Source organism: Treponema sp. UBA6852, assembly GCA_002449305.1.
Classification (GTDB): domain Bacteria; phylum Spirochaetota; class Spirochaetia; order Treponematales; family Treponemataceae; genus Treponema_D.
Genome location: DKDI01000033.1, coordinates 32,903 through 50,773 on the forward strand (window position 1 = coordinate 32,903; position 17,871 = coordinate 50,773).

General features: G+C 40.2%; 15 protein-coding genes and 1 tRNA gene. 9 read left to right on the top strand and 7 right to left on the bottom strand.

What is annotated here, in order from left to right:
* Window positions 1–62 precede the first annotated feature (62 nt).
* A complete protein-coding gene (asnB, locus tag B3209_RS06850; RefSeq protein ID WP_296662231.1) occupies window positions 63–1,829 on the bottom strand; it encodes an asparagine synthase B in 1,767 nt (588 codons plus the stop codon).
* A 363-nt stretch (window positions 1,830–2,192) separates the two neighbouring features.
* On the opposite strand from asnB, the gene B3209_RS06855 reads away from it, so the two are divergent.
* Window positions 2,193–2,897: a 5'-methylthioadenosine/adenosylhomocysteine nucleosidase gene (locus B3209_RS06855; RefSeq protein WP_296662230.1), complete on the top strand. Its 705-nt coding sequence runs from the start codon at window positions 2,193–2,195 to the stop codon at window positions 2,895–2,897.
* A gap of 97 nt (window positions 2,898–2,994) precedes the next feature.
* Window positions 2,995–4,209 carry a hypothetical protein gene (locus B3209_RS06860; protein ID WP_296662229.1) on the top strand — a complete coding sequence of 405 codons (1,215 nt, stop codon included), beginning with the start codon at window positions 2,995–2,997 and terminating at the stop codon, window positions 4,207–4,209.
* A gap of 346 nt (window positions 4,210–4,555) precedes the next feature.
* Here B3209_RS06860 and B3209_RS06865 read toward each other — a convergent pair whose 3' ends face one another.
* Window positions 4,556–4,984 (bottom strand): Hsp20/alpha crystallin family protein, encoded by a 429-nt coding sequence (locus tag B3209_RS06865; RefSeq protein WP_296662228.1) that lies wholly within the window; start codon window positions 4,982–4,984, stop codon window positions 4,556–4,558.
* 491 nt (window positions 4,985–5,475) lie between these two features.
* Between B3209_RS06865 and ppdK the strand changes: the two genes are divergently transcribed.
* Together ppdK and B3209_RS06875 are read left to right on the top strand one after the other, a co-directional pair.
* The gene (gene ppdK / locus B3209_RS06870; protein ID WP_296662227.1) at window positions 5,476–8,376 is read left to right on the top strand and encodes a pyruvate, phosphate dikinase; all 2,901 of its coding nucleotides are present in this window, start codon (window positions 5,476–5,478) and stop codon (window positions 8,374–8,376) included.
* Window positions 8,377–8,484: 108 nt separating this feature from the next.
* Window positions 8,485–9,279 (top strand): histidinol-phosphatase, encoded by a 795-nt coding sequence (locus tag B3209_RS06875; protein ID WP_296662226.1) that lies wholly within the window; start codon window positions 8,485–8,487, stop codon window positions 9,277–9,279.
* Here B3209_RS06875 and B3209_RS06880 read toward each other — a convergent pair.
* Window positions 9,215–9,769, bottom strand: a complete 555-nt coding sequence (locus B3209_RS06880) for a dihydrofolate reductase (RefSeq protein ID WP_296662225.1) — start codon at window positions 9,767–9,769, stop codon at window positions 9,215–9,217. The genes B3209_RS06875 and B3209_RS06880 overlap by 65 nt on opposite strands.
* 251 nt (window positions 9,770–10,020) lie before the next feature.
* On the opposite strand from B3209_RS06880, the gene B3209_RS06885 reads away from it, so the two are divergent.
* Window positions 10,021–10,377, top strand: coding sequence for a hypothetical protein (locus tag B3209_RS06885; RefSeq protein WP_295799976.1), 357 nt, complete (start codon window positions 10,021–10,023; stop codon window positions 10,375–10,377).
* A 125-nt stretch (window positions 10,378–10,502) separates the two neighbouring features.
* On the opposite strand, the gene B3209_RS06890 is transcribed toward B3209_RS06885, so the two are convergent.
* Together B3209_RS06890 and abc-f are read right to left on the bottom strand one after the other, a co-directional pair.
* Window positions 10,503–11,231 (bottom strand): NAD-dependent protein deacylase, encoded by a 729-nt coding sequence (locus B3209_RS06890; RefSeq protein WP_296662224.1) that lies wholly within the window; start codon window positions 11,229–11,231, stop codon window positions 10,503–10,505.
* Window positions 11,232–11,245: 14 nt separating this feature from the next.
* The gene (gene abc-f, locus B3209_RS06895; RefSeq protein WP_296662223.1) at window positions 11,246–13,159 is read right to left on the bottom strand and encodes a ribosomal protection-like ABC-F family protein; all 1,914 of its coding nucleotides are present in this window, start codon (window positions 13,157–13,159) and stop codon (window positions 11,246–11,248) included.
* Between the two features lie 220 nt (window positions 13,160–13,379).
* Between abc-f and B3209_RS06900 the strand changes: the two genes are divergently transcribed.
* From B3209_RS06900 to B3209_RS06915, 4 genes are all read left to right on the top strand, one after another.
* Window positions 13,380–13,453 (top strand) — tRNA-Val (locus B3209_RS06900).
* A gap of 51 nt (window positions 13,454–13,504) precedes the next feature.
* The gene (locus B3209_RS06905; RefSeq protein ID WP_296690275.1) at window positions 13,505–13,720 is read left to right on the top strand and encodes a hypothetical protein; all 216 of its coding nucleotides are present in this window, start codon (window positions 13,505–13,507) and stop codon (window positions 13,718–13,720) included.
* A gap of 542 nt (window positions 13,721–14,262) precedes the next feature.
* Entirely contained in the window at window positions 14,263–14,634 is a 372-nt protein-coding gene (locus tag B3209_RS06910; protein ID WP_296690276.1) for an HU family DNA-binding protein, read from the top strand.
* A 443-nt stretch (window positions 14,635–15,077) separates the two neighbouring features.
* Window positions 15,078–16,376 (top strand): SUMF1/EgtB/PvdO family nonheme iron enzyme, encoded by a 1,299-nt coding sequence (locus tag B3209_RS06915; protein ID WP_296662220.1) that lies wholly within the window; start codon window positions 15,078–15,080, stop codon window positions 16,374–16,376.
* A 343-nt stretch (window positions 16,377–16,719) separates the two neighbouring features.
* On the opposite strand, the gene B3209_RS06920 is transcribed toward B3209_RS06915, so the two are convergent.
* Window positions 16,720–17,151, bottom strand: coding sequence for a type II toxin-antitoxin system VapC family toxin (locus tag B3209_RS06920; protein ID WP_296662219.1), 432 nt, complete (start codon window positions 17,149–17,151; stop codon window positions 16,720–16,722).
* Between the two features lie 58 nt (window positions 17,152–17,209).
* Window positions 17,210–17,482 (bottom strand): type II toxin-antitoxin system Phd/YefM family antitoxin, encoded by a 273-nt coding sequence (locus B3209_RS06925; protein WP_296662218.1) that lies wholly within the window; start codon window positions 17,480–17,482, stop codon window positions 17,210–17,212.
* Window positions 17,483–17,871 lie beyond the last annotated feature (389 nt).

Genomic DNA, 17,871 nt, shown 5'->3' on the forward strand with positions numbered 1-17,871 from the left:
GGAATCTGTTTTAGATTATCGGGTCAAGCCCGATAATGACAGGCTCGACATTCAGTTTAAAACTATCTTTTGTAAGCGTCATTGTGTACGCCGCTTATAGCTCTTCCGCTAGGCTCGTCCATTTTGCTCCAGGCTTCGTCCCATTCTAGGGCTTTTGCTGTTGAGCAGGCGACTCCGGCTTCATGCGGAACTACAAGTGCTGCGCTTTCGCTTGGGAAGAGGTTTGAAAAAATTTCCCTGTAGTAATATTCTTCCTTTGTAACAGGAGTGTTTACCGGGAATCTTTTTGCTCTCTGGGCGAATTCTGCATCCGAAACTTTCTGCGCTGTCATTTCTTTTAATGTGTCAATCCAGCTGTAGCCTACGCCGTCGCTGAACTGTTCTTTTTGTCTCCAGCAAATGTCAGGCGGAAGAATGTCTTCAAATGCCTTGCGGACAATCCATTTTTCAATGCGCTGTTTTCCGTTCGGAAGCTTTATATTCATTTTGTCGAGAGGATTCAACCTCATTGCAATATCAATAAAATCTTTGTCAAGGAAAGGAACTCGGCCTTCAACTCCCCAGGCTGCAAGAGATTTGTTTGCGCGCAGGCAGTCGTAAAGGTGCAGTTTGCTCATTTTGCGTACAAGCTCCTCATGGAACTCGCGGGCATTAGGCGCTTTATGGAAGTACAAATATCCGCCAAAAAGCTCATCGCTTCCTTCGCCAGAAAGAACCATTTTGATTCCCATGGATTTTATAACGCGGGCAAGAAGATACATTGGTGTTGATGCGCGCACGGTTGTGATGTCGTAAGTTTCAATGTGGTAAATTACGTCTTCAAGAGCATCCAGCGCTTCCTGAATTGTAAAGTGAACTTCATGGTGAACTGTTCCTATAAAGTCAGCGGCTTTTTTTGCTGCGATTAAGTCCGGGCTGCCTTCAAGTCCTACTGCAAAACTGTGAAGCTGCGGCCACCAGGCATCTTTTAAAGATCCGGTTTCAATTCTTTTTTTTGCGAATTTTTGTGTTATTGCCGCGATTACAGTTGAGTCAAGTCCTCCTGAAAGCAAAACTCCATAAGGAACGTCGCTCATAAGCTGCTGCTTTACGGCTTTTTCAAGTCCATCGCGCACATTCTGAATCACATCTTCATTTATGATTTCTCCGTTGTCATCTGTTGCGCGTTTTGCGTTTTCTACTGCGCTGAATTCTTCCCAGTCGCGTTTGTACCAAAGAGTCGGTTTTTTGTCTTTTGAATAGAAATAATGTCCGTTTGGAAACTCCTCTATAGAAACCATGTTCTGTCCTTCAAGAGCCTTTAGTTCCGAAGCAACATAGTAACGTCCCTGCTTATCCCATGCCTGATAAAGCGGAATAACGCCGATTTCGTCGCGGGCAATTAAATAAACGTCTTTTTCTGAATCATAAAGCGCGAATGCAAAAATTCCAGAAAGCTCTTCTATCATTTTGCAAAAGCCGTTTTCTTCTGCTCTGTATTTTTTGTAAAGCGGAATTATAACTTCGCAGTCGCTCTGTGTTTTGAAGCTATATTTTCCTGCAAATTGTCTGCGGATTTCCTGATGATTGTAAATTTCACCGTTTGCCGCAAGAATAATTTTTCCGTCATCGCTAACAAGCGGCTGTTTTCCAGAAAGCGGATCTACAATAGAAAGACGTTCGTGGCTTAAAATTGCGTTGTTTCCTGTGTAAACCCCGCTCCAGTCCGGTCCCCTATGACGGATTTTTTTAGACATATCCAGAACTTGGGAACGAAGCTGTTCTTTTAAACCTTCATCAATTGGCTGTGAGCCGCTGTTTAAATCAAATGCGCCAACAAATCCACACATAAATAACCCCTTTTTCAATTAATTGGCAAAAAAAAGACGCCTGTTCTAAGGACATAAAAATACCCAAAAAACAGACGTCATTGTCTAAAAAACAATATATTGATTTTTTAAATTTGTGTCAATTCGTAGATTGAAAATTGAAATTCCTTTTGCTTTCTATTATTCTGTTTTTGACAAAAAAAATAACGGGCTGCCCTAAGGAGGAGAAAGACAGTCCGTTTATGAAGCGTGTTGACTTCATTTTGTCATTTTATTTACTGCTGGCTATAATCTATATGAAAACTTTAATGTAGTCAATAATTTTGAAGAATTTTTACGAAAAATTTTATAAACAATGCGGTATTTCGCAAGGAGTAACATTTTATGTCAAAGAAGATTGGAATAATTGGTGCAATGAGCGTTGAATTGGAGTTTTTAAAGTCTAAACTGGAAGAAAATTCAGCGGAAACTAAGGCTGGCGGAATGATATTTACGGAAGGAAAAATAAACGGCTCTTCTGTGGTTCTGGTTCAGTCTGGAGTTGGAAAAGTAAATGCTGCTTTGTGCGCCCAGCGGCTGATTCTTCAGTTTGGATGCACGCATATAATTAACACTGGGATTGCCGGCGCAATGGCTTTTGGGCTTAAAGTTCTTGACTTTGTTGCTTCCACGGATGCGGTTTATCACGACATGGACGCAACAGGATTCGGCTACAAAAAAACTGAAATTCCGCAGATGAAATGCAGCGATTTTCCGGCGGACGGCAAAATGCTTGAAGCGGCTCGTTCTGCATTTAAAGAATTTCCGGCGGAACATAAGCTTGTGTTTGGGCGGATTGCCACAGGAGATCAGTTTGTAAGCGACAAAGAAAAAAAATCTGCAATTCAGGAAACTTGCTCTCCGGCTTGTGTTGAAATGGAAGGAGCTGCCGTTGCGCACGCTTGCTGGATAAATGAAATTCCGTTTGTAATTATCCGTTGCATGAGCGATATGGCGGACGATGACGGAGAATCAACTTACAGTTTTAATGAAAATGAAGCGGCTTCATTGAGCGGTTCTCTTGTTTTGTCTATGCTTGGCAGATTTTAATTACGTTTAATTCTTTTTCTTGCATTATATTGCTAAATCTTCCCATTTGTTGTAAAAATAAAACTTCAGCAATTTACAATAAATGGAGATGTTTTAAATGAAAAAATCATTTTTTGCAGTTGCGCTTTTTGCTGTTTTTGCAGGTTTTCTGAATGCGGAGCCTATAATTACAAAATTTGAAATTCAAGGCTTAAAGCGTACAAAAGAATTTGCTGCTCAGCGTGATTTAAAAAAATTCATTGGAAAAGAAGCCTCTGCAGAAACCTTGCACAGCATAGAAAATTCGCTTCAGGCGGACAATCTTTTTACAAACATTTCAATTGAATGCGAGCCTATAACCGAAAACGAAAGCTGCGTGAAAATTTCACTTGAAGAGAAAATGTCCATTTTGCCGTTGCCGATTGTTGCCGTTAACGACGGACTTTTTTCTGCGGGCGCATTTCTTATTGATTCAAATGCGATGGGGTTGAAGGATTTTTTTATTCTAGGCGGAATTTTTTCGCGCGACAACATTTCTGGAATGACATTTTTTTCACGTCCGCCAAAAGGCTCGTCATTGGGATTTTCGATTTACACAGGAATTTCAAAATCAGACACGGAGCTTGTTACAACAAAAGACGATTCAGTTTACGATTTTGGCTCTCTTTCTTTCCGCGGAAGCCTTGGCGTTTCCAAAAAATTCTTTGACTGTTTTTCTGCGGAATTAAACACAGGGTTTGGAATTGTAAAAATTGACGGCTCGGACGAAATTAAAGGCGAGATTGAATCTGAAAAAGTATGGGAATCTTCCGCCACAATAGATTTTAAAACCGCTGACTGGAACGGTGTTTTTATGTCTGAAAAATCCGCAGCCGCAAAGGCTTTTGTTGATGTTACGCCTTGCCGGGATGTTTTTAACGGATTTGAGCTTAAAATAAAAATTCAGCAGCCGATTCTTGACAAGCTTAGAATTGTGCAGTCAGCGTCTTGCTTCTATGAATTCGACGCTCCGATTGTCTTTTACACTGGCGGACGTTCAGCTTCTGTTAGTCTTTTTCCTAGCGAATTTTCTTCTGATTCAATGGCAGGACTTTCTATTGGGCTTGAATATGCTGCGCTCAAGACAAAAATAGGCCTTTTTTCTGTTTATGCGGTTTATCAGACAGCGCGCGCAAAAGACTTTGACAGGACTTGGGTTTTTAATCAGGGAGCTGGCGGCGGAATGAAAATGTACCTTTCAAAAGTCGCGTTTCCGGCTTGTTCAGTTGAAGTCATTTACAATATTACAGAAAAAGAATTCAGGACAGGCTTTTCTATAGGAATGTCGATGTAGTTTTTTTTATAAAAACTGAAAAAAAATATTTTGCCGTAAAAGACGAATGTCGAATTTTAATAAAACAGCTACTAAACAATTATTCCTGTGCAAACATCGCAGTGTCAATCCTAGTAATGACATTAAATCATAAAACTCGGAATTGAATCTAATAATTTTGATGACAGACAACTAGAATCAATAATAAAATTAATGTCTTTAAATGAACAGAACCCCGGATGCCCGGGGTTCTGCCGTTCACTTTCGTGAACTAAAGGAGAGAGTTTTATCAGCTTTATAAGCTGATTAGAATATACATCATTGCATTTTCTTTGTCAACAGTTTTTAAAAAATTTTTTAATTTTTTTTACTCGCTTTTGATTGTAATTTTCTTTTCTGTGGAATCTTCCTTGCGTCCGATTTCAATAGAAAGAATGCCGTTTTTGAATGTTGCGTTTACTTTGTTGGCATCAATGTCTTTTGGCAAAGTAAATGAACGTTTGAATTGGCTGTGCCTTGTTGTGCGTTCGCGCAGAATGTAGTAAACATCGTCAACTTTTTCTTTCTTTTCTCCTGAATCAGACTTTGCGTTTTCAACAGAAGAAATTGTAAGAACATCGTTTTTAAGCGTTATGTCTACATCTTTTTCAGTTTTTCCAGGCAAATCCATAGAAAGCACATAGCTGTCTTTTTTCTGCACAACGTCTACTTTCGGGGCAAAAGCTGCTTCGCGGTAGCTTGGCAATGCAAATCCGTCATTTCCAAAAAGTGAATCTAAAAGTGAAAGTTCGTTCATATAAATCTCCTCGCTGGTTTTACAGCATTGTTTTAATTTTTTTTCGTACTGCCTTTCAGCCGTACACTAAATATATAGCAGAATGCGTGCCAAGTGGAGAAAAGTCAGCAATTTGCTGAATAAATGCCTTTTTCGCTTGTTTTTGGCTTATTATCTGCGTTTGAGTTTTGTGTTTGCTTGAAAATTTGTGCTATGACCGTTGAATTTGCCTTTTTATTTGAATTTTTTTGACGCAGAAGATGAAGTTAATTTTGTGAAAATTGGGAAATTTTGGCTCACGTTAAAGATATGAACTTGCTGTATGGATTGGAAAAACTTGGCGATTTTTTTTGTGGATTTGATAAATTGAGAAGTCTGCGATTTGCTTTAAAGAATTCCTTTTGAAAAAATTCAAATTTTAATTTGCAATTCTTGCTGATATTAAAAACATTTGTTGACGATACAAGAAATTACCATTATAATTTTCTTCACATATATATATGGAGGACATAATGGCTAAGACCAAATATGTTTATTACTTTGGTGATGGCGACGCAGAAGGCGATGAATCAATGCGTCCAATCCTCGGTGGAAAAGGCGCAAACCTTGCTCAGATGGCAAAGAAACCTTTGAGCCTTCCTGTTCCATCTGGATTCACAATTTCAATTGATGTTTGTCAGGAATACTACAAATTAGGCAAAAAGTATCCGGCAGGACTTGATGCAGAAGTTGCTAAGTATCTTGCAAAGCTTGAAAAGTCAATGGGCAAAAAGCTCGGCGATGCAAAAGATCCGCTTCTTGTTTCAGTTCGCTCAGGCGCTGCAGAATCTATGCCTGGTATGATGGACACAATCCTCAACCTCGGTCTTAACGACAATTCAGTTCTTGGTCTTGCAAACAAAACACAGAACCCACGCTTTGCATGGGATGCATACCGCCGCTTTATTCAGATGTACGGCAACGTTGCAATGGGTGTAGATCACGACAAGTTCGAAGAAATCATCGACGAAGTTAAGTCTCACCGTGGAATCACACAGGATACAGATCTTACTACAGAAGAACTTCAGGAAATTGTTTCTAAGTACAAGGCAATGTACAAGAAAGAAAAGGGCGAAGACTTCCCGCAGGATCCACACAAACAGATGTGGGGAGCAATCGGAGCTGTATTTGGTTCTTGGATGAATCCTCGTGCTATCACATACCGCAAGCTCAACAACATTGATGAAAGAGTTATCAAAGGCACAGCCGTAACTGTTATGGCAATGGTATTTGGAAACATGGGCGACACATCAGGAACTGGTGTTTGCTTCAGCCGCGATCCTTCTACTGGTGTTAACGAATTCATGGGTGAATACCTTATGAATGCTCAGGGTGAAGACGTTGTTGCTGGAATCCGCACACCTCAGCACCTTTCTCAGCTTGCTGAAACAAATCCAAAGATTTACGATCAGCTTTGCAAAATCCGCGCTCGCCTTGAAAAGCACTATCACGATATGCAGGATATGGAGTTCACAGTTCAGGAAGGAACTCTCTATATGCTTCAGTGCCGCAACGGAAAACGCACAGGACCGGCAGCTGTTAAAATGGCAGTTGACATGGTTGCAGAAAAACTCATCACAAAAGAACAGGCTCTTCTCCGTGTAAAGCCAGATCAGCTTGACCAGCTTCTTCACCCTCAGTTTGAGCCAAAAGCTCTTAAAGCCGCTGCACCAATCGCAGAAGCTCTTAACGCATCTCCTGGAGCTGGAGCCGGACAGATTGTATTCACAGCAGACGAAGCTGTTGAATGGAACAAGGCTGGAAAGAAAGTAATGCTCGTTCGCAAAGAGACATCTCCTGATGACATTGCAGGTATGTACGTTGCAGAAGGAATCTTGACATCTACAGGCGGACGCACTTCACACGCTGCTGTTGTTGCACGTGGTATGGGAACTCCTTGTGTTTGCGGTTGCGCAGCAGTTGTATTCGTAGACAAAGAAACAGTAAAGATTGGCGACAAGACTTTCAAGAAGGGCGACAATATTTCTATTGACGGTTCAACTGGTAAAGTTTACGCAGGTCTTATTCCTGTAGAAGAAGCAAAAGTTTCTGGCGACCTTGAAACATTCCTTGGCTGGGCTGATGAAATCCGCGCAAAGTCTGTACGCAAAACAGCTTCTGGAAAGACTGTAAAAGGATTCGATGTTCTTGCAAATGCAGAGCAGAACGAAGCTCCACAGGCATTCAAGTTTGGCGCAAACGGTATTGGTCTTTGCCGCACAGAGCACATGTTCTTTGAGGAGCCAAAACTTTCTTCATTCCAGAAGATGATTATTTCTGAAAACACAGAAGCACGCAAAGAAAACCTTGCAAAGATTCTTCCACTTCAGGAAAAAGATTTCTACGGAATCATCAAGACAATGGGCGGACGCGCTGTAACAATCCGTCTTCTTGACCCGCCTCTTAACGAGTTCATTCAGGCTGCTACAGATGTTGAAGCTCAGGCTCTTGCTTCTAAGCTCGGAGTTTCTGTTGCAACAATCAAGGCAAAGTTCGCTGACCTCAACGAACACAACCCTATGCTTGGACACCGCGGATGCCGTCTTGCAATCACATATCCTGAAATCTACGAAATGCAGGTTGAAGCAATCGCTTTGGCAACTGCACACGCAGAAAAGGACGGAATTGCACATGATGTTCGCATTATGATTCCTAACGTAACTTCTGTAAACGAACTCAAGCAGATCCGCGCACAGGCAGAAGCTGTAATTGCAAAAGTAAACGAATCAAAGGGAACAAAACTCAAGTTCCAGATTGGTTCTATGATTGAATTCCCACGCGCAGCTTGCACAGCAGATCAGATTGCACAGTACGCTGACTTCTTCTCATTCGGTACAAATGACCTTACACAGACAACATTCGGCTTTAGCCGTGATGACTATGGCAAGTTCATTGATTCTTACCTTGACCAGAAGATTCTCGAAAAAGACCCATTCAAGACTCTTGATCCAGACGGACCAGGCGCTCTTATGGAAATTGCAGAAGCTAAGGGACGCTCGGTAAAATCTGACCTTCACCTTGGAATCTGTGGAGAACATGGCGGAGACCCAGATTCAATCGCTCTTTGCTACAAACTTGGTCTTAACTACGTTTCTTGCTCACCATTCCGTGTACCAGCTGCACGTCTTGCCGGAGCACAGGCTGTTATTAAAGCTCTTGCCGCTGCAAAAGCTGCAAAAGCCCCAGCAAAAAAGCCAGCTACTGCAAAGAAAACTGTAGCAGAAAAAAAGACTTCAACAGCAAAGAAACCGGCTGCAAAAGCCCCAGCAAAGAAAGCTCCTGCTAAAAAACCGGCTGCAAAGTCAACAGCAAAGAAACCAGCTGCAAAAGCATCAGCAAAAAAAGCTCCTGCTAAAAAAACAACAAAGAAATAATTTTCATTGATGTTTAGCGGCTAAATGCTAACTTCCCCTCTAGGAAACTGGAGGGGATTTTTTTATGCCCTTAACATAATTCTTCTTTTTTACTAAAATCAAACATATATGAAATCAATTTCTAACTTTCATACGCACACAGAGCTTTGCCATCATGCAAAAGGACAGCCGGTCGATTATGTTAATCAGGCTATGCTGGAAGGCTGCACTGCTTTGGGATTTTCTGACCATTGCCCTTATCCGGAAGATTTTTTTGACTACTGGCCGGAAATAAGAATGACAACAAAAGAGGCTTCTGAATACAGCGAATGGATTGAAGAGGCAAAGGAAGCTGCGGCGTTTCCTGTTTACCAAGGATATGAATGTGAATGGGAAGAATCATACACCGGCTGGTACGATGAGCTTAAGGCGAACTTTGGAGCGGACTATCTTGTTCTTGGCTCGCACTGGGTTGCAGACGGATCAAGCCATATTTATATTCCCGATGTTGAAAGCCCTTCGCTTTTGAACAAATACATTGACCAAACTATAGAAGGAATGCGGAGCGGTCATTTTGCTTTTCTTGCTCACCCGGATTTGTTTATGGCAGGCTACAAGGAATGGGACGACCAGTCAAAGGCTTGCAGCCAGGCAATTTTGGATGCGGCTTCTGATTTAGATTTGCCTATTGAAATAAATGGACTTGGAATAACTAGAACTCCGAATCATACAAAGCGCGGAATGCGCTACCCTTACCCGTTTGTTGAGTTCTGGGAAATGGCGTCCCTTACGAATGTCCGTGTAATTTGCAATTCTGATGCGCACAATCCTCAGGATGTTATAATGAACGCCTGGAAAGCTAGGGATTTTGCAAGCCGCTTTGGAATTGAGCCTTTGGAGCTTCCAGATTTCTGTACTGATTAAAAACAAGAATTCCGCTTTTCCTTGAATTTATCAGACTGAACTTTTGAGGGCGGTTTATAAAAATTTTTGCATTTGGAAAGTTCTTGCAAAAAACTGTTTCGTAGATAATGCCGTCCACAAGGTTCTTTCTGAACGCTTCTGCAAATAGCTTTTTTCCGCCTATTAAAAAAATATCATCCGGGCAAAAAAAGTTAAGCGCATTTAAAGCTTCTTCAATAGAAGAAAAAAACATAAACTCATTGCCTGTGTTTTCTATTTTTTGCGGAACAGCGTTTCTTTTTATTACAATGTTCAGCCTGTCTTTGAGCGGAAAAGGCAGAGTTTTAAAAGTGTTAAATCCCATTATGACGGCTTTTTTTAAAGTCATTTGTTTAAAAAAAGCCATGTCTTCCTTGCATTCTTTTTGAAGCTCGGGAACTTTTTTCCATGGAAGAGTTCCATTTTCTAGTGCGAATTCTCCGTTAAGCCCGGCGGCGTAAATTGCATTCATTTTTTCATCAGCCTTTTTCTTTAAATTTGATTTCGAGTTTTATAATTTGATGTCATTATCGGGCTTGACCCGATAATCTATTTAAATTTTACAACAGATTCCTGTGTCGAAGCACAGAAATGACTGTTTTTATCAAAACTCAACATTTGACCTTTTGCTTTAGTTTATAGTTCATGGAATTGCAAGGTCAAGACTTTTGCGCGCAAGGTTTGTATTGCCATATTTTTGCAAATCAGAGATAATGTTTAACTATGAAAATTACAGATTTTATGAAGAGGCTTTTTCAGAAGTCTGGAAATAAAAAAGAAAATTCCGATTTGCTGGAAAGAATTGATTTATCAATGAATCTTCTTGTGCAGAAATCGCAAAATTTAAATAGCCAGTTTGATGAAGAAAAAAAACAGATAGCGGAACTTGCCGAAGAAGCAAAAAAAATTGCCGGCTCAAATGAAATTTTTTCTGCAAAGCTTGAGCAAGACATCCTTGGAAACATTACAGCCGTAAGTTCAGCTTGCGATTCAGTTCTTTCAGGAAGCAATGAGTCCGCAGTAAAAGAAACACTTGCTTCCCTAAAAACAGTTTTGGCGCAAAGAATGGCATTAAAGTAAATTTAATTGTCATTCCTGTGCTTTGGCACAGGAATCTTTCCAACAGATTATCAACCGAGTTTTTTTCAGAAACATCGCAGGGTCAAGCCCGATAATGACAGTAAAATATAAAATTTGATATTTGACTACAATTTTGAAAAAACGTTTCCAAGGTTTTCGTGCAGAACGAGGTTTGCAATTCCGTCGCTTGGAGTCGGGTCGCGGTTTATAAGCACAATGTTTTCTCCGCGGAAATAATGAATCATTCCTGCCGCCGGATAAACAGTGAGCGAAGTCCCTCCGATAATCAAAAGGTCTGCGCTGCCTATTGCCTTGATTGCGCCGCTTACAACTTCATCCTTTAAAGATTCTTCGTAAAGAACAACGTCCGGCTTTATGAGGGACCCGCATTTTTCGCACCGTGGAAGTCCGTCTTGGTCTGAATGAGAAGCAATATATTTTTCATCGTAGAACGCTCCGCATTTTGTGCAGTAGTTTCTAAGGACACTTCCGTGCAGCTCAAAGACATTTTTGCTTCCTGCCGCCTGATGAAGTCCGTCAATATTCTGAGTTACGACTGCCAGAAGTTTTCCTTGTTTTTCAAGTTCCGCAAGTTTAAAATGCGTAATGTTCGGCTTTATTCCGGAAACAAGAAGTTTTTCCCGGTAGAATCTGTAGAATTCCTTTGGATTTGAATGAAAAAAAGTCGCGCTCAGTATTGTTTCCGGCGGATAAGCCCACTTTTGATTGTAAAGTCCGTCAACGCTCCTAAAGTCTGGAATGCCGCTTTCTGTACTGACTCCAGCTCCTCCAAAAAACACAATCTTCTGGGATTTTTCTACAAGCTGTTTCAACTGTTCGATTTTTTCTTCCATAAAAGTACCTCCGTTTACATTTCAAGCGCGGAAAGTTCTTCCCATCTTGAATATGCTTCTTCAAGCTCTTTTTCTAGGTCTGCGTATTCTTTTCCGGCTTTTGAGGATTTTTCGTAGTCAGGGCAGGCCATAAGTTTTTCAAGTTCCGGCTTTTTATCTTCAAGCTCAAATATGCGCTGCTCAAGCTGCTCGAATTCCTTTTTTTCCTTGAACGACATTTTGTTCTTTTTCTGATGAACTGGAGTCTTTTCTGTTTTTTCTTCCTGCTTGGATTGTGATTTTTGTTGCGCGCTTTGTTCCTGTTCAAGCTCAAGATATTCAGAGCATTTCCCTACAAAACCGGAAACACTTCCATCGTTTTCCATTATAAACATTGTGTCGCAGATTTTGTCCATAAAGTAACGGTCGTGGCTAACAACTAAAAGGCAGCCCTTGAACGAAAGCAAAAACTGCTCAAGAATATTCATTGTAAAAATATCAAAGTCGTTTGTAGGCTCGTCCAGAATCAGAAAATTCGGATTGCTGATTAAAAGTCGCACAAGATAAAGCCGCTTGCGCTCTCCGCCGCTCAAAGTTCCCACTGGCGAATGCTGAATTTTTCCTTCAAAGCCGAACTGCTCAAGAAAAAGAGGCGCGCTTAAAACTGTGCCGTCATTCATTTTCATAACGTCCGCCGCTTCCTTTATGTAGTCAAGAACTGTAAGTTCCGTGTTTTCAAAATGTGGATTCTGCTCATAGTAAGCAATAGAAGTGTTTTCGCCTTTTACAACTTCGCCGGAATCTGGCTGGATTTTCTGCGTGATTATATTCAAAAGCGTAGTTTTTCCAGAGCCGTTGCCGCCGAACACGCCGATTTTTTCGCCTTTGTTAAAACTGTAGCTAAAGTCTTTAAGAACTGGAAAGGCATTTTCTGTTTTGCTTTTGCCCGAAGATGCGAATCCTTTTTGAAAATTCTTTGTGATTTTATGAAGCTCAAGAATTTTTCCGCCGAGCCTTCTGCCTTCAACTTCAAAAGTAAAGCCCTTGTCTGCGGAAAACTTTTCACGGTTTATTAAAGCCTGGTCGCGCTGGATTCTTGCCTTTGCTTTTGTTCCGCGGGCGCAAGGTCCTCTCATAAGCCAGTCGCGCTCAAACCTCAAAACGGATTCAATGCGGCGTTCTGTGTTCGCTTCAATCTGCGCTTCTGTCTGTTTTTTTTCAAGGTAAGTTGAATAGTTGCCTGTGTAAAGCTTTATCTTGTTGCGCGCAAGTTCATAGATATTGTTGCAGACTGCGTCCAAAAAATAACGGTCGTGGGTTACCATAAGAACTGACCTTTTAGTTTCGGCAAGATAATTTTGAAGCCAAAGAATTGTGGAAATGTCCAGATGGTTTGTGGGCTCGTCCAAAAGAAGCAGCTTTGTGTCTTCAACAAGAACTTGTGCAAGCGCGACTTTTTTTATCATTCCGCCTGAAAGCTCTCCCATCTTGCGGTTAAGGTCGTTTATTCCAAGCGTGGTAAGAATTGACTTTATCTGGGACTCGTAGTTCCAAAGATTGTCCTTTTGCATTTTTTCGTTCAATGTGTTGAACTTTTGCTGGGCTTGCTGCGAGTTTGTTTTTTGAAGCTCGTCGCAGGCTTCTTCGTATTCGCGGATTGTCTTGAGCTTGGGACTTTGGAATTTGAATATGTGGCTTTTGATTGTGTCATCCTTGCTGTACAAAGGATTTTGTGCAAGAAAAGAAACTCCGGCTTCCTTGTTAAGAACAACAGTTCCTTCGTCCGGGGAAAGCAGGCCTGCAATTGTGTTAAGCAGAGTTGACTTTCCAGTTCCATTGCGTCCTATAAGAGCTGCCTTGTCTCCTTCGTTCAAGCCAAATGTTACTCCTGTAAACAAAGGTTTTTCACGCCCGATTTTTGCAAGGTTATTCACAGATAAAAGATTCATGCCAAAGATTCTAGCAGTTAAAAAGTGAATTTTCAATTAACCTTTTTTTGGAGGGAGGAAAACCAATTAATTCGGTTGAAAGCAAGGCGATTTCATCGCTATTTTTCCTCCCTCCATACCACCCTTCTTTCCTTGCACCGCTTAGGGGGGTGCACCCTAAGAACCTGCTTTAATAGGGTAGACGCTGGAGAAAAGTTTTGTTATTATAAGTGCATATTTTGCGCGACTAGCTCAGTTGGTTAGAGTACAAGCATGACACGCTTGGGGTCTTTGGTTCGATTCCAAAGCCGCGCATTTTTTTTGTTTGCTTGCCAGAAAAAAATTGTGAAATATACTTTGCCTTTATTGAAAGAAAAAATTCTCCACGATATAGATTATAATTTTCTTGATACAATCAAAAACAAGTTCCCAACAAATAATCCGTATTCCTTAGTTTGTCTTGCGGAAGTTATTTTTAATCGTGAAGAAGATGACACATATGACATATTGAAAGAAGTTATTGATGAAGCCTACGACTTGTATAAAAACGCAAATATTTCAGAATATTTAAGCGGGATTTAGAAATAAAGCTAGTTGAGTTTATAATCAATATTTTAGGTTCAATTTTGAGTTTTATGATTTAATGTTATTATCGTGCTTGCCCCTGCGATGTTTGCATAGCAATGACAGCCTTGTTGCATAGGAATAATTGTTTAGTAGCTGTTTTATTAAAACTCGACATTCTGCCTTTTAGAAAAATCAGAAATTTCTCTTAAACAAGATGCAAATCGATGTTGTAAAATCATTCTTTATTTTTTCATGCAAAAATTCACTCAAAACTCACTGAGGTTTCACTCAAAAGTCTGTGAGTTTTTTTTAAAAGTTACTGAGTTTTCACCTAAAAGTTACTGAGTTTTGACCCAAACCTCACTGGCTTTTGACCTGTTGTAAAAAAATATAAAAATTCTGCAAAAAAAAGTTGGCAACTTAGGCTATTTTTATTAACTTGTTATTGTACTTTCCGGCCGGAAGTATGAGGTTCCGTTGGAGCTTCTAAAAAATTATTTGCTAGCGGAGGTGCTTATTGAGAGTGCTTCATATTTTTATTAAGGAGAATCACCGAAATGATGTATTCTGTAAAAAAAAGGGAAAACCCCATTAACAGGGAAGAGTCTAAGTTTTATGCAACAGCGGAATATTCCGATGAAATCAACATCCGTCAGTTGGCTTGTGAAATTTCAAAGGGATGCACGCTTAATCCGGCAGATATTGTGGCTGTTATCGAAAGCTTCTTGGATAAAGTGCCGCATTACCTGAAAAACTCAAACAAGGTAAGGCTTGATAACTTTGGTATCCTTAAATTGTCGTTTAGGGCAAAAGGACAGCAGGTGGAAAAAGACGTTACTTCAAATGATATAACTAATGTACGTGTGCTTTTTCAGCCTTCTACAAAGCTAAAGCAAGAACTTGCCGATATAACCTACACAAAGAAGTAAGTACAGCTTTTGATGTAGGAACATTACAATGTACTAATATCACTTTTCGAGGCGCAATATAAGCTTTGGAATATAATTTATAAAAATAAATTGAGGCCAATGCAATGGCAACTTAATAAAAGCCATTGAATGCCAGAAAAAACGACACCTCCAGTGTAACTTGAATAGTTTGCACTGGAGGCTTTTTGTTTAGCAGGCTGATTTTTCCACACTGATTAGAAAAAACAAAGAGTTTCTTGTATTTATTGCGATTTATTCATTATAATGTAAAATAGATTATTAAAAAGTTGATTATAAAAGAGATTCCCATATCAAGTGTGGGAATGACAGGGAAATTCAAGTACGACAATGACAGAGAGATGAAACAAGTGCGGGAATGACAGAGAAATGAAAGTTGTCATTGTCGGACTTGATCCGACAATCCAAAAAACTAGAGGTCTTTTATGAAGAAATTTATTGTTCTAGCTTTATTTGCGTTTTTATTTGTGGCGGCGTCCTGCATGAACATGAGCGGCGGCTCAGAAAAAGGCGGCTCAATCCGTGTAGCTCTGCCTGGCAGCGGACGCTACTACCTTTACAATAAGGAAAATGCCGACAAGTTCGTTGTGCGTGTAATTGGCGAAAGTGAGACTATAGAGAAAGATGCGGCGTTGGGGGGGGTAATAGAGTTCACGGAGCTTGAAGCCGGTGAATATACCGTTGAGGCAGAAGCGAGAGATTCTGCGAACAATGATGAGCTTATCGCATCTGGAAGCAAAGATATAAAAGTTGAAGCTGATAAAACTACAGAATGCTCTTTAACCTTAATACTTTTGTCTAACATCTTTTCTATTGCTGAAGACGGAAGCATAGTTATAAACAAAACCAAGCTTGAAAAGACAGCCCTTGCGACAGTAATTGATGTCGCCACGACAATCACAGGAAGCGGAAGCGAAGGCGTTTTTATTGACGGCCGCACAGTAACTTTAAGCCCATACAGCATAGGTAAGTACGAAGTGACGCAGGAACTTTTTGAAGCCGTAATGGGAGAAAATCCAAGCAAGTTCCAAGGAGGCTCTTATCCTCCAGAAGATGGAGAAACTCAAAAGCTTCGTCCAGTTGAGTCGATAAGCTGGTATCATGCAATTGTGTTTTGCAACAGGCTTTCTATATTAATGGGGCTTGAGGAATGTTATACAGCATATGATGAAAATGGTCAAAAAGTTGACTGTGAAAATATTGCTTATAGTGATATAAAACCAAATTATCCCAGTGCAAAAAATACTTGGCAAAGTGTTTCTTGTGATTTATCAAAAAACGGCTTCCGTCTGCCTACAGCTGCCGAGTGGGAATTTGCTGCGCGCGGTGGAGACCAAAGCGCTTCTACTGACTGGAATTATACGTACGCCGGTACTAGTGATATTAATGCTTTATCTGATGTTGCATGGTATAATAACGATTTAGATGCTAGTACTAAGAAAACTCATGAAGTTGGAAAGTTAAAGCCTAACAGACTTGGACTTTATGATATGAGCGGAAACTGTTGGGAGTTTTGTTCTGATAGATCAGAAAGCATTCCTTTAGGAGTTGTAACAGATCCTATTGCTGAAAATGCAAGCGGAGAATGTATACGTATAAGTGGCTCTTTCAGTGATAGTAGTACCTGGGCACATGTTTATAGCTCTTATACTAACAGTGTTACTGATACTTATTCTAACAACGGTATCCGTCTTGCCCGCAGCGGCTTCCCTCGTGCAAACTAAGATAAAATAAAAGGTTAAAATTCGAGTTTTGAAAATTTACTGTCATTGCCGTGCTTGACACCGTGACGTTTGTGTAGCTAAATTTGACATTTAGCTGAAGGAATACTTCCTAAGAGGCTGAGTGAGTATCCCTAAAGCCCTAAGTGAGTATTCCTAAGAGGCTGAGTGAGTATCCCTAAAGCCCTAAGTGAGTATTCCTAAGAGGCTGAGTAAGTATTCCTAAGAGGCTGAGTGAGTATCCCTAAGACCTGAAGTGAGTATTCCTAAGGGGCTTAGGAAGTATTCCTTAGCCTTTTAGGAAGTATCGCTACGGCTCTTAGGAAGTGTTCCTTCAGTTTTGAAATTATTCAGCAGAAAACCAGTCTTCTGTGCGCAAAAAAGAGCGTTCTGAGGCTTCGGCAAAATCTGTTGCATTGTGCGTTACAAGAACCATTCCGTTTGCAATTGCGGTGGCGGCAATTTGTGTGTCGCAATAAGGGAGGGTTTTTCCTTCTGTTGAACATTTTCCTGAAAGTTGACCGCAGATTCTGGCTGCAAAGTCATCGTATGGAATTATCTCAAAGTCTTTCTTGTATTCTGCAAGACATTCTTCTATATAAGTTTTGCGTTTTCCATTTGGCATTCTTTCAAGTCCATAGACAAGTTCCTGCCAGGTAACAGCTGAAATTGCACAGAGATTTTTTCGCGCTTCGTACAAGGCAATAACGTTTTTGTTAGGACGTTCCTTTGAGAACTCGGACACGATGTTTGTGTCAAGAAGATATATTTTTTTCATTTTTCCTCCGTAAATGTTTACTATTATATTTGTGCATGAACAAATCTTCAGTACTTATTTATTCTTCAAAAATCACCCTGTTCGGATCAGGATAAACTTTTGGCCTAAGCGGGATTCCCTCATCATTTAGAACATCCGCATATTTTTCCTTTATTTTGTTAAGCCGAGTAATCAAAGAAGGCTTTTCATCTCTGTGTTCATAATCCGCATAGCTGATAATTACCGCAACCGGCTTATCGTACCTTGTAAGTTCCACAGGCTCTCCGCTTTCCGCAATCTTCACGAAATTTGAAAGATTGTTCCGCGCCTCATAAATAGAAGTTCTGCACATAGTTACCTCCACAGTTTATAAATTGAATAGCATCAAGTAAAATAATAACAGTGTTTTGTGTTATAGTCAACATTGAAAATCCTAGCCAACATTTTTGCAGTGAGATATTCATAAACATATTAATTGCAATTTTATTACAAGTATAACGATGTTCTTGTTTTGACTTTGGTTGACACAGGAACACACAGCGATATTTTTAAGAAATAGAGATTTGTACGTTGCCCAAACTTCGAGTTTTATGATTTAATGTCATTATCGGGCTTGACCCGATAATCTATTGCACTTTTTTTGCAAGATTGCTAACCGAGTTTGCTATGCAAACATCGCGGTGTCAAGCACGGCAATGACACTTAAATTACTGTTCTTATCAAAACTCGACATTCGGGCTA

Bases quoted from the DNA above. Each gene is read 5' to 3' on its own strand.
- B3209_RS06855 (WP_296662230.1), top strand. From the start codon at position 2,193: ATGTCAAAGAAGATTGGAATAATTGGTGCAATGAGCGTTGAATTGGAG.
- B3209_RS06920 (WP_296662219.1), bottom strand. From the start codon at position 17,151: ATGAAAAAAATATATCTTCTTGACACAAACATCGTGTCCGAGTTCTCA.
- B3209_RS06925 (WP_296662218.1), bottom strand. From the start codon at position 17,482: ATGTGCAGAACTTCTATTTATGAGGCGCGGAACAATCTTTCAAATTTC.
- B3209_RS06880 (WP_296662225.1), bottom strand. From the start codon at position 9,769: ATGAATGCAATTTACGCCGCCGGGCTTAACGGAGAATTCGCACTAGAA.
- B3209_RS06885 (WP_295799976.1), top strand. From the start codon at position 10,021: ATGAAAATTACAGATTTTATGAAGAGGCTTTTTCAGAAGTCTGGAAAT.
- asnB (WP_296662231.1), bottom strand. From the start codon at position 1,829: ATGTGTGGATTTGTTGGCGCATTTGATTTAAACAGCGGCTCACAGCCA.
- B3209_RS06875 (WP_296662226.1), top strand. From the start codon at position 8,485: ATGAAATCAATTTCTAACTTTCATACGCACACAGAGCTTTGCCATCAT.
- ppdK (WP_296662227.1), top strand. From the start codon at position 5,476: ATGGCTAAGACCAAATATGTTTATTACTTTGGTGATGGCGACGCAGAA.
- B3209_RS06915 (WP_296662220.1), top strand. From the start codon at position 15,078: ATGAAGAAATTTATTGTTCTAGCTTTATTTGCGTTTTTATTTGTGGCG.
- B3209_RS06890 (WP_296662224.1), bottom strand. From the start codon at position 11,231: ATGGAAGAAAAAATCGAACAGTTGAAACAGCTTGTAGAAAAATCCCAG.
- B3209_RS06865 (WP_296662228.1), bottom strand. From the start codon at position 4,984: ATGAACGAACTTTCACTTTTAGATTCACTTTTTGGAAATGACGGATTT.
- abc-f (WP_296662223.1), bottom strand. From the start codon at position 13,159: ATGAATCTTTTATCTGTGAATAACCTTGCAAAAATCGGGCGTGAAAAA.
- B3209_RS06860 (WP_296662229.1), top strand. From the start codon at position 2,995: ATGAAAAAATCATTTTTTGCAGTTGCGCTTTTTGCTGTTTTTGCAGGT.
- B3209_RS06910 (WP_296690276.1), top strand. From the start codon at position 14,263: ATGATGTATTCTGTAAAAAAAAGGGAAAACCCCATTAACAGGGAAGAG.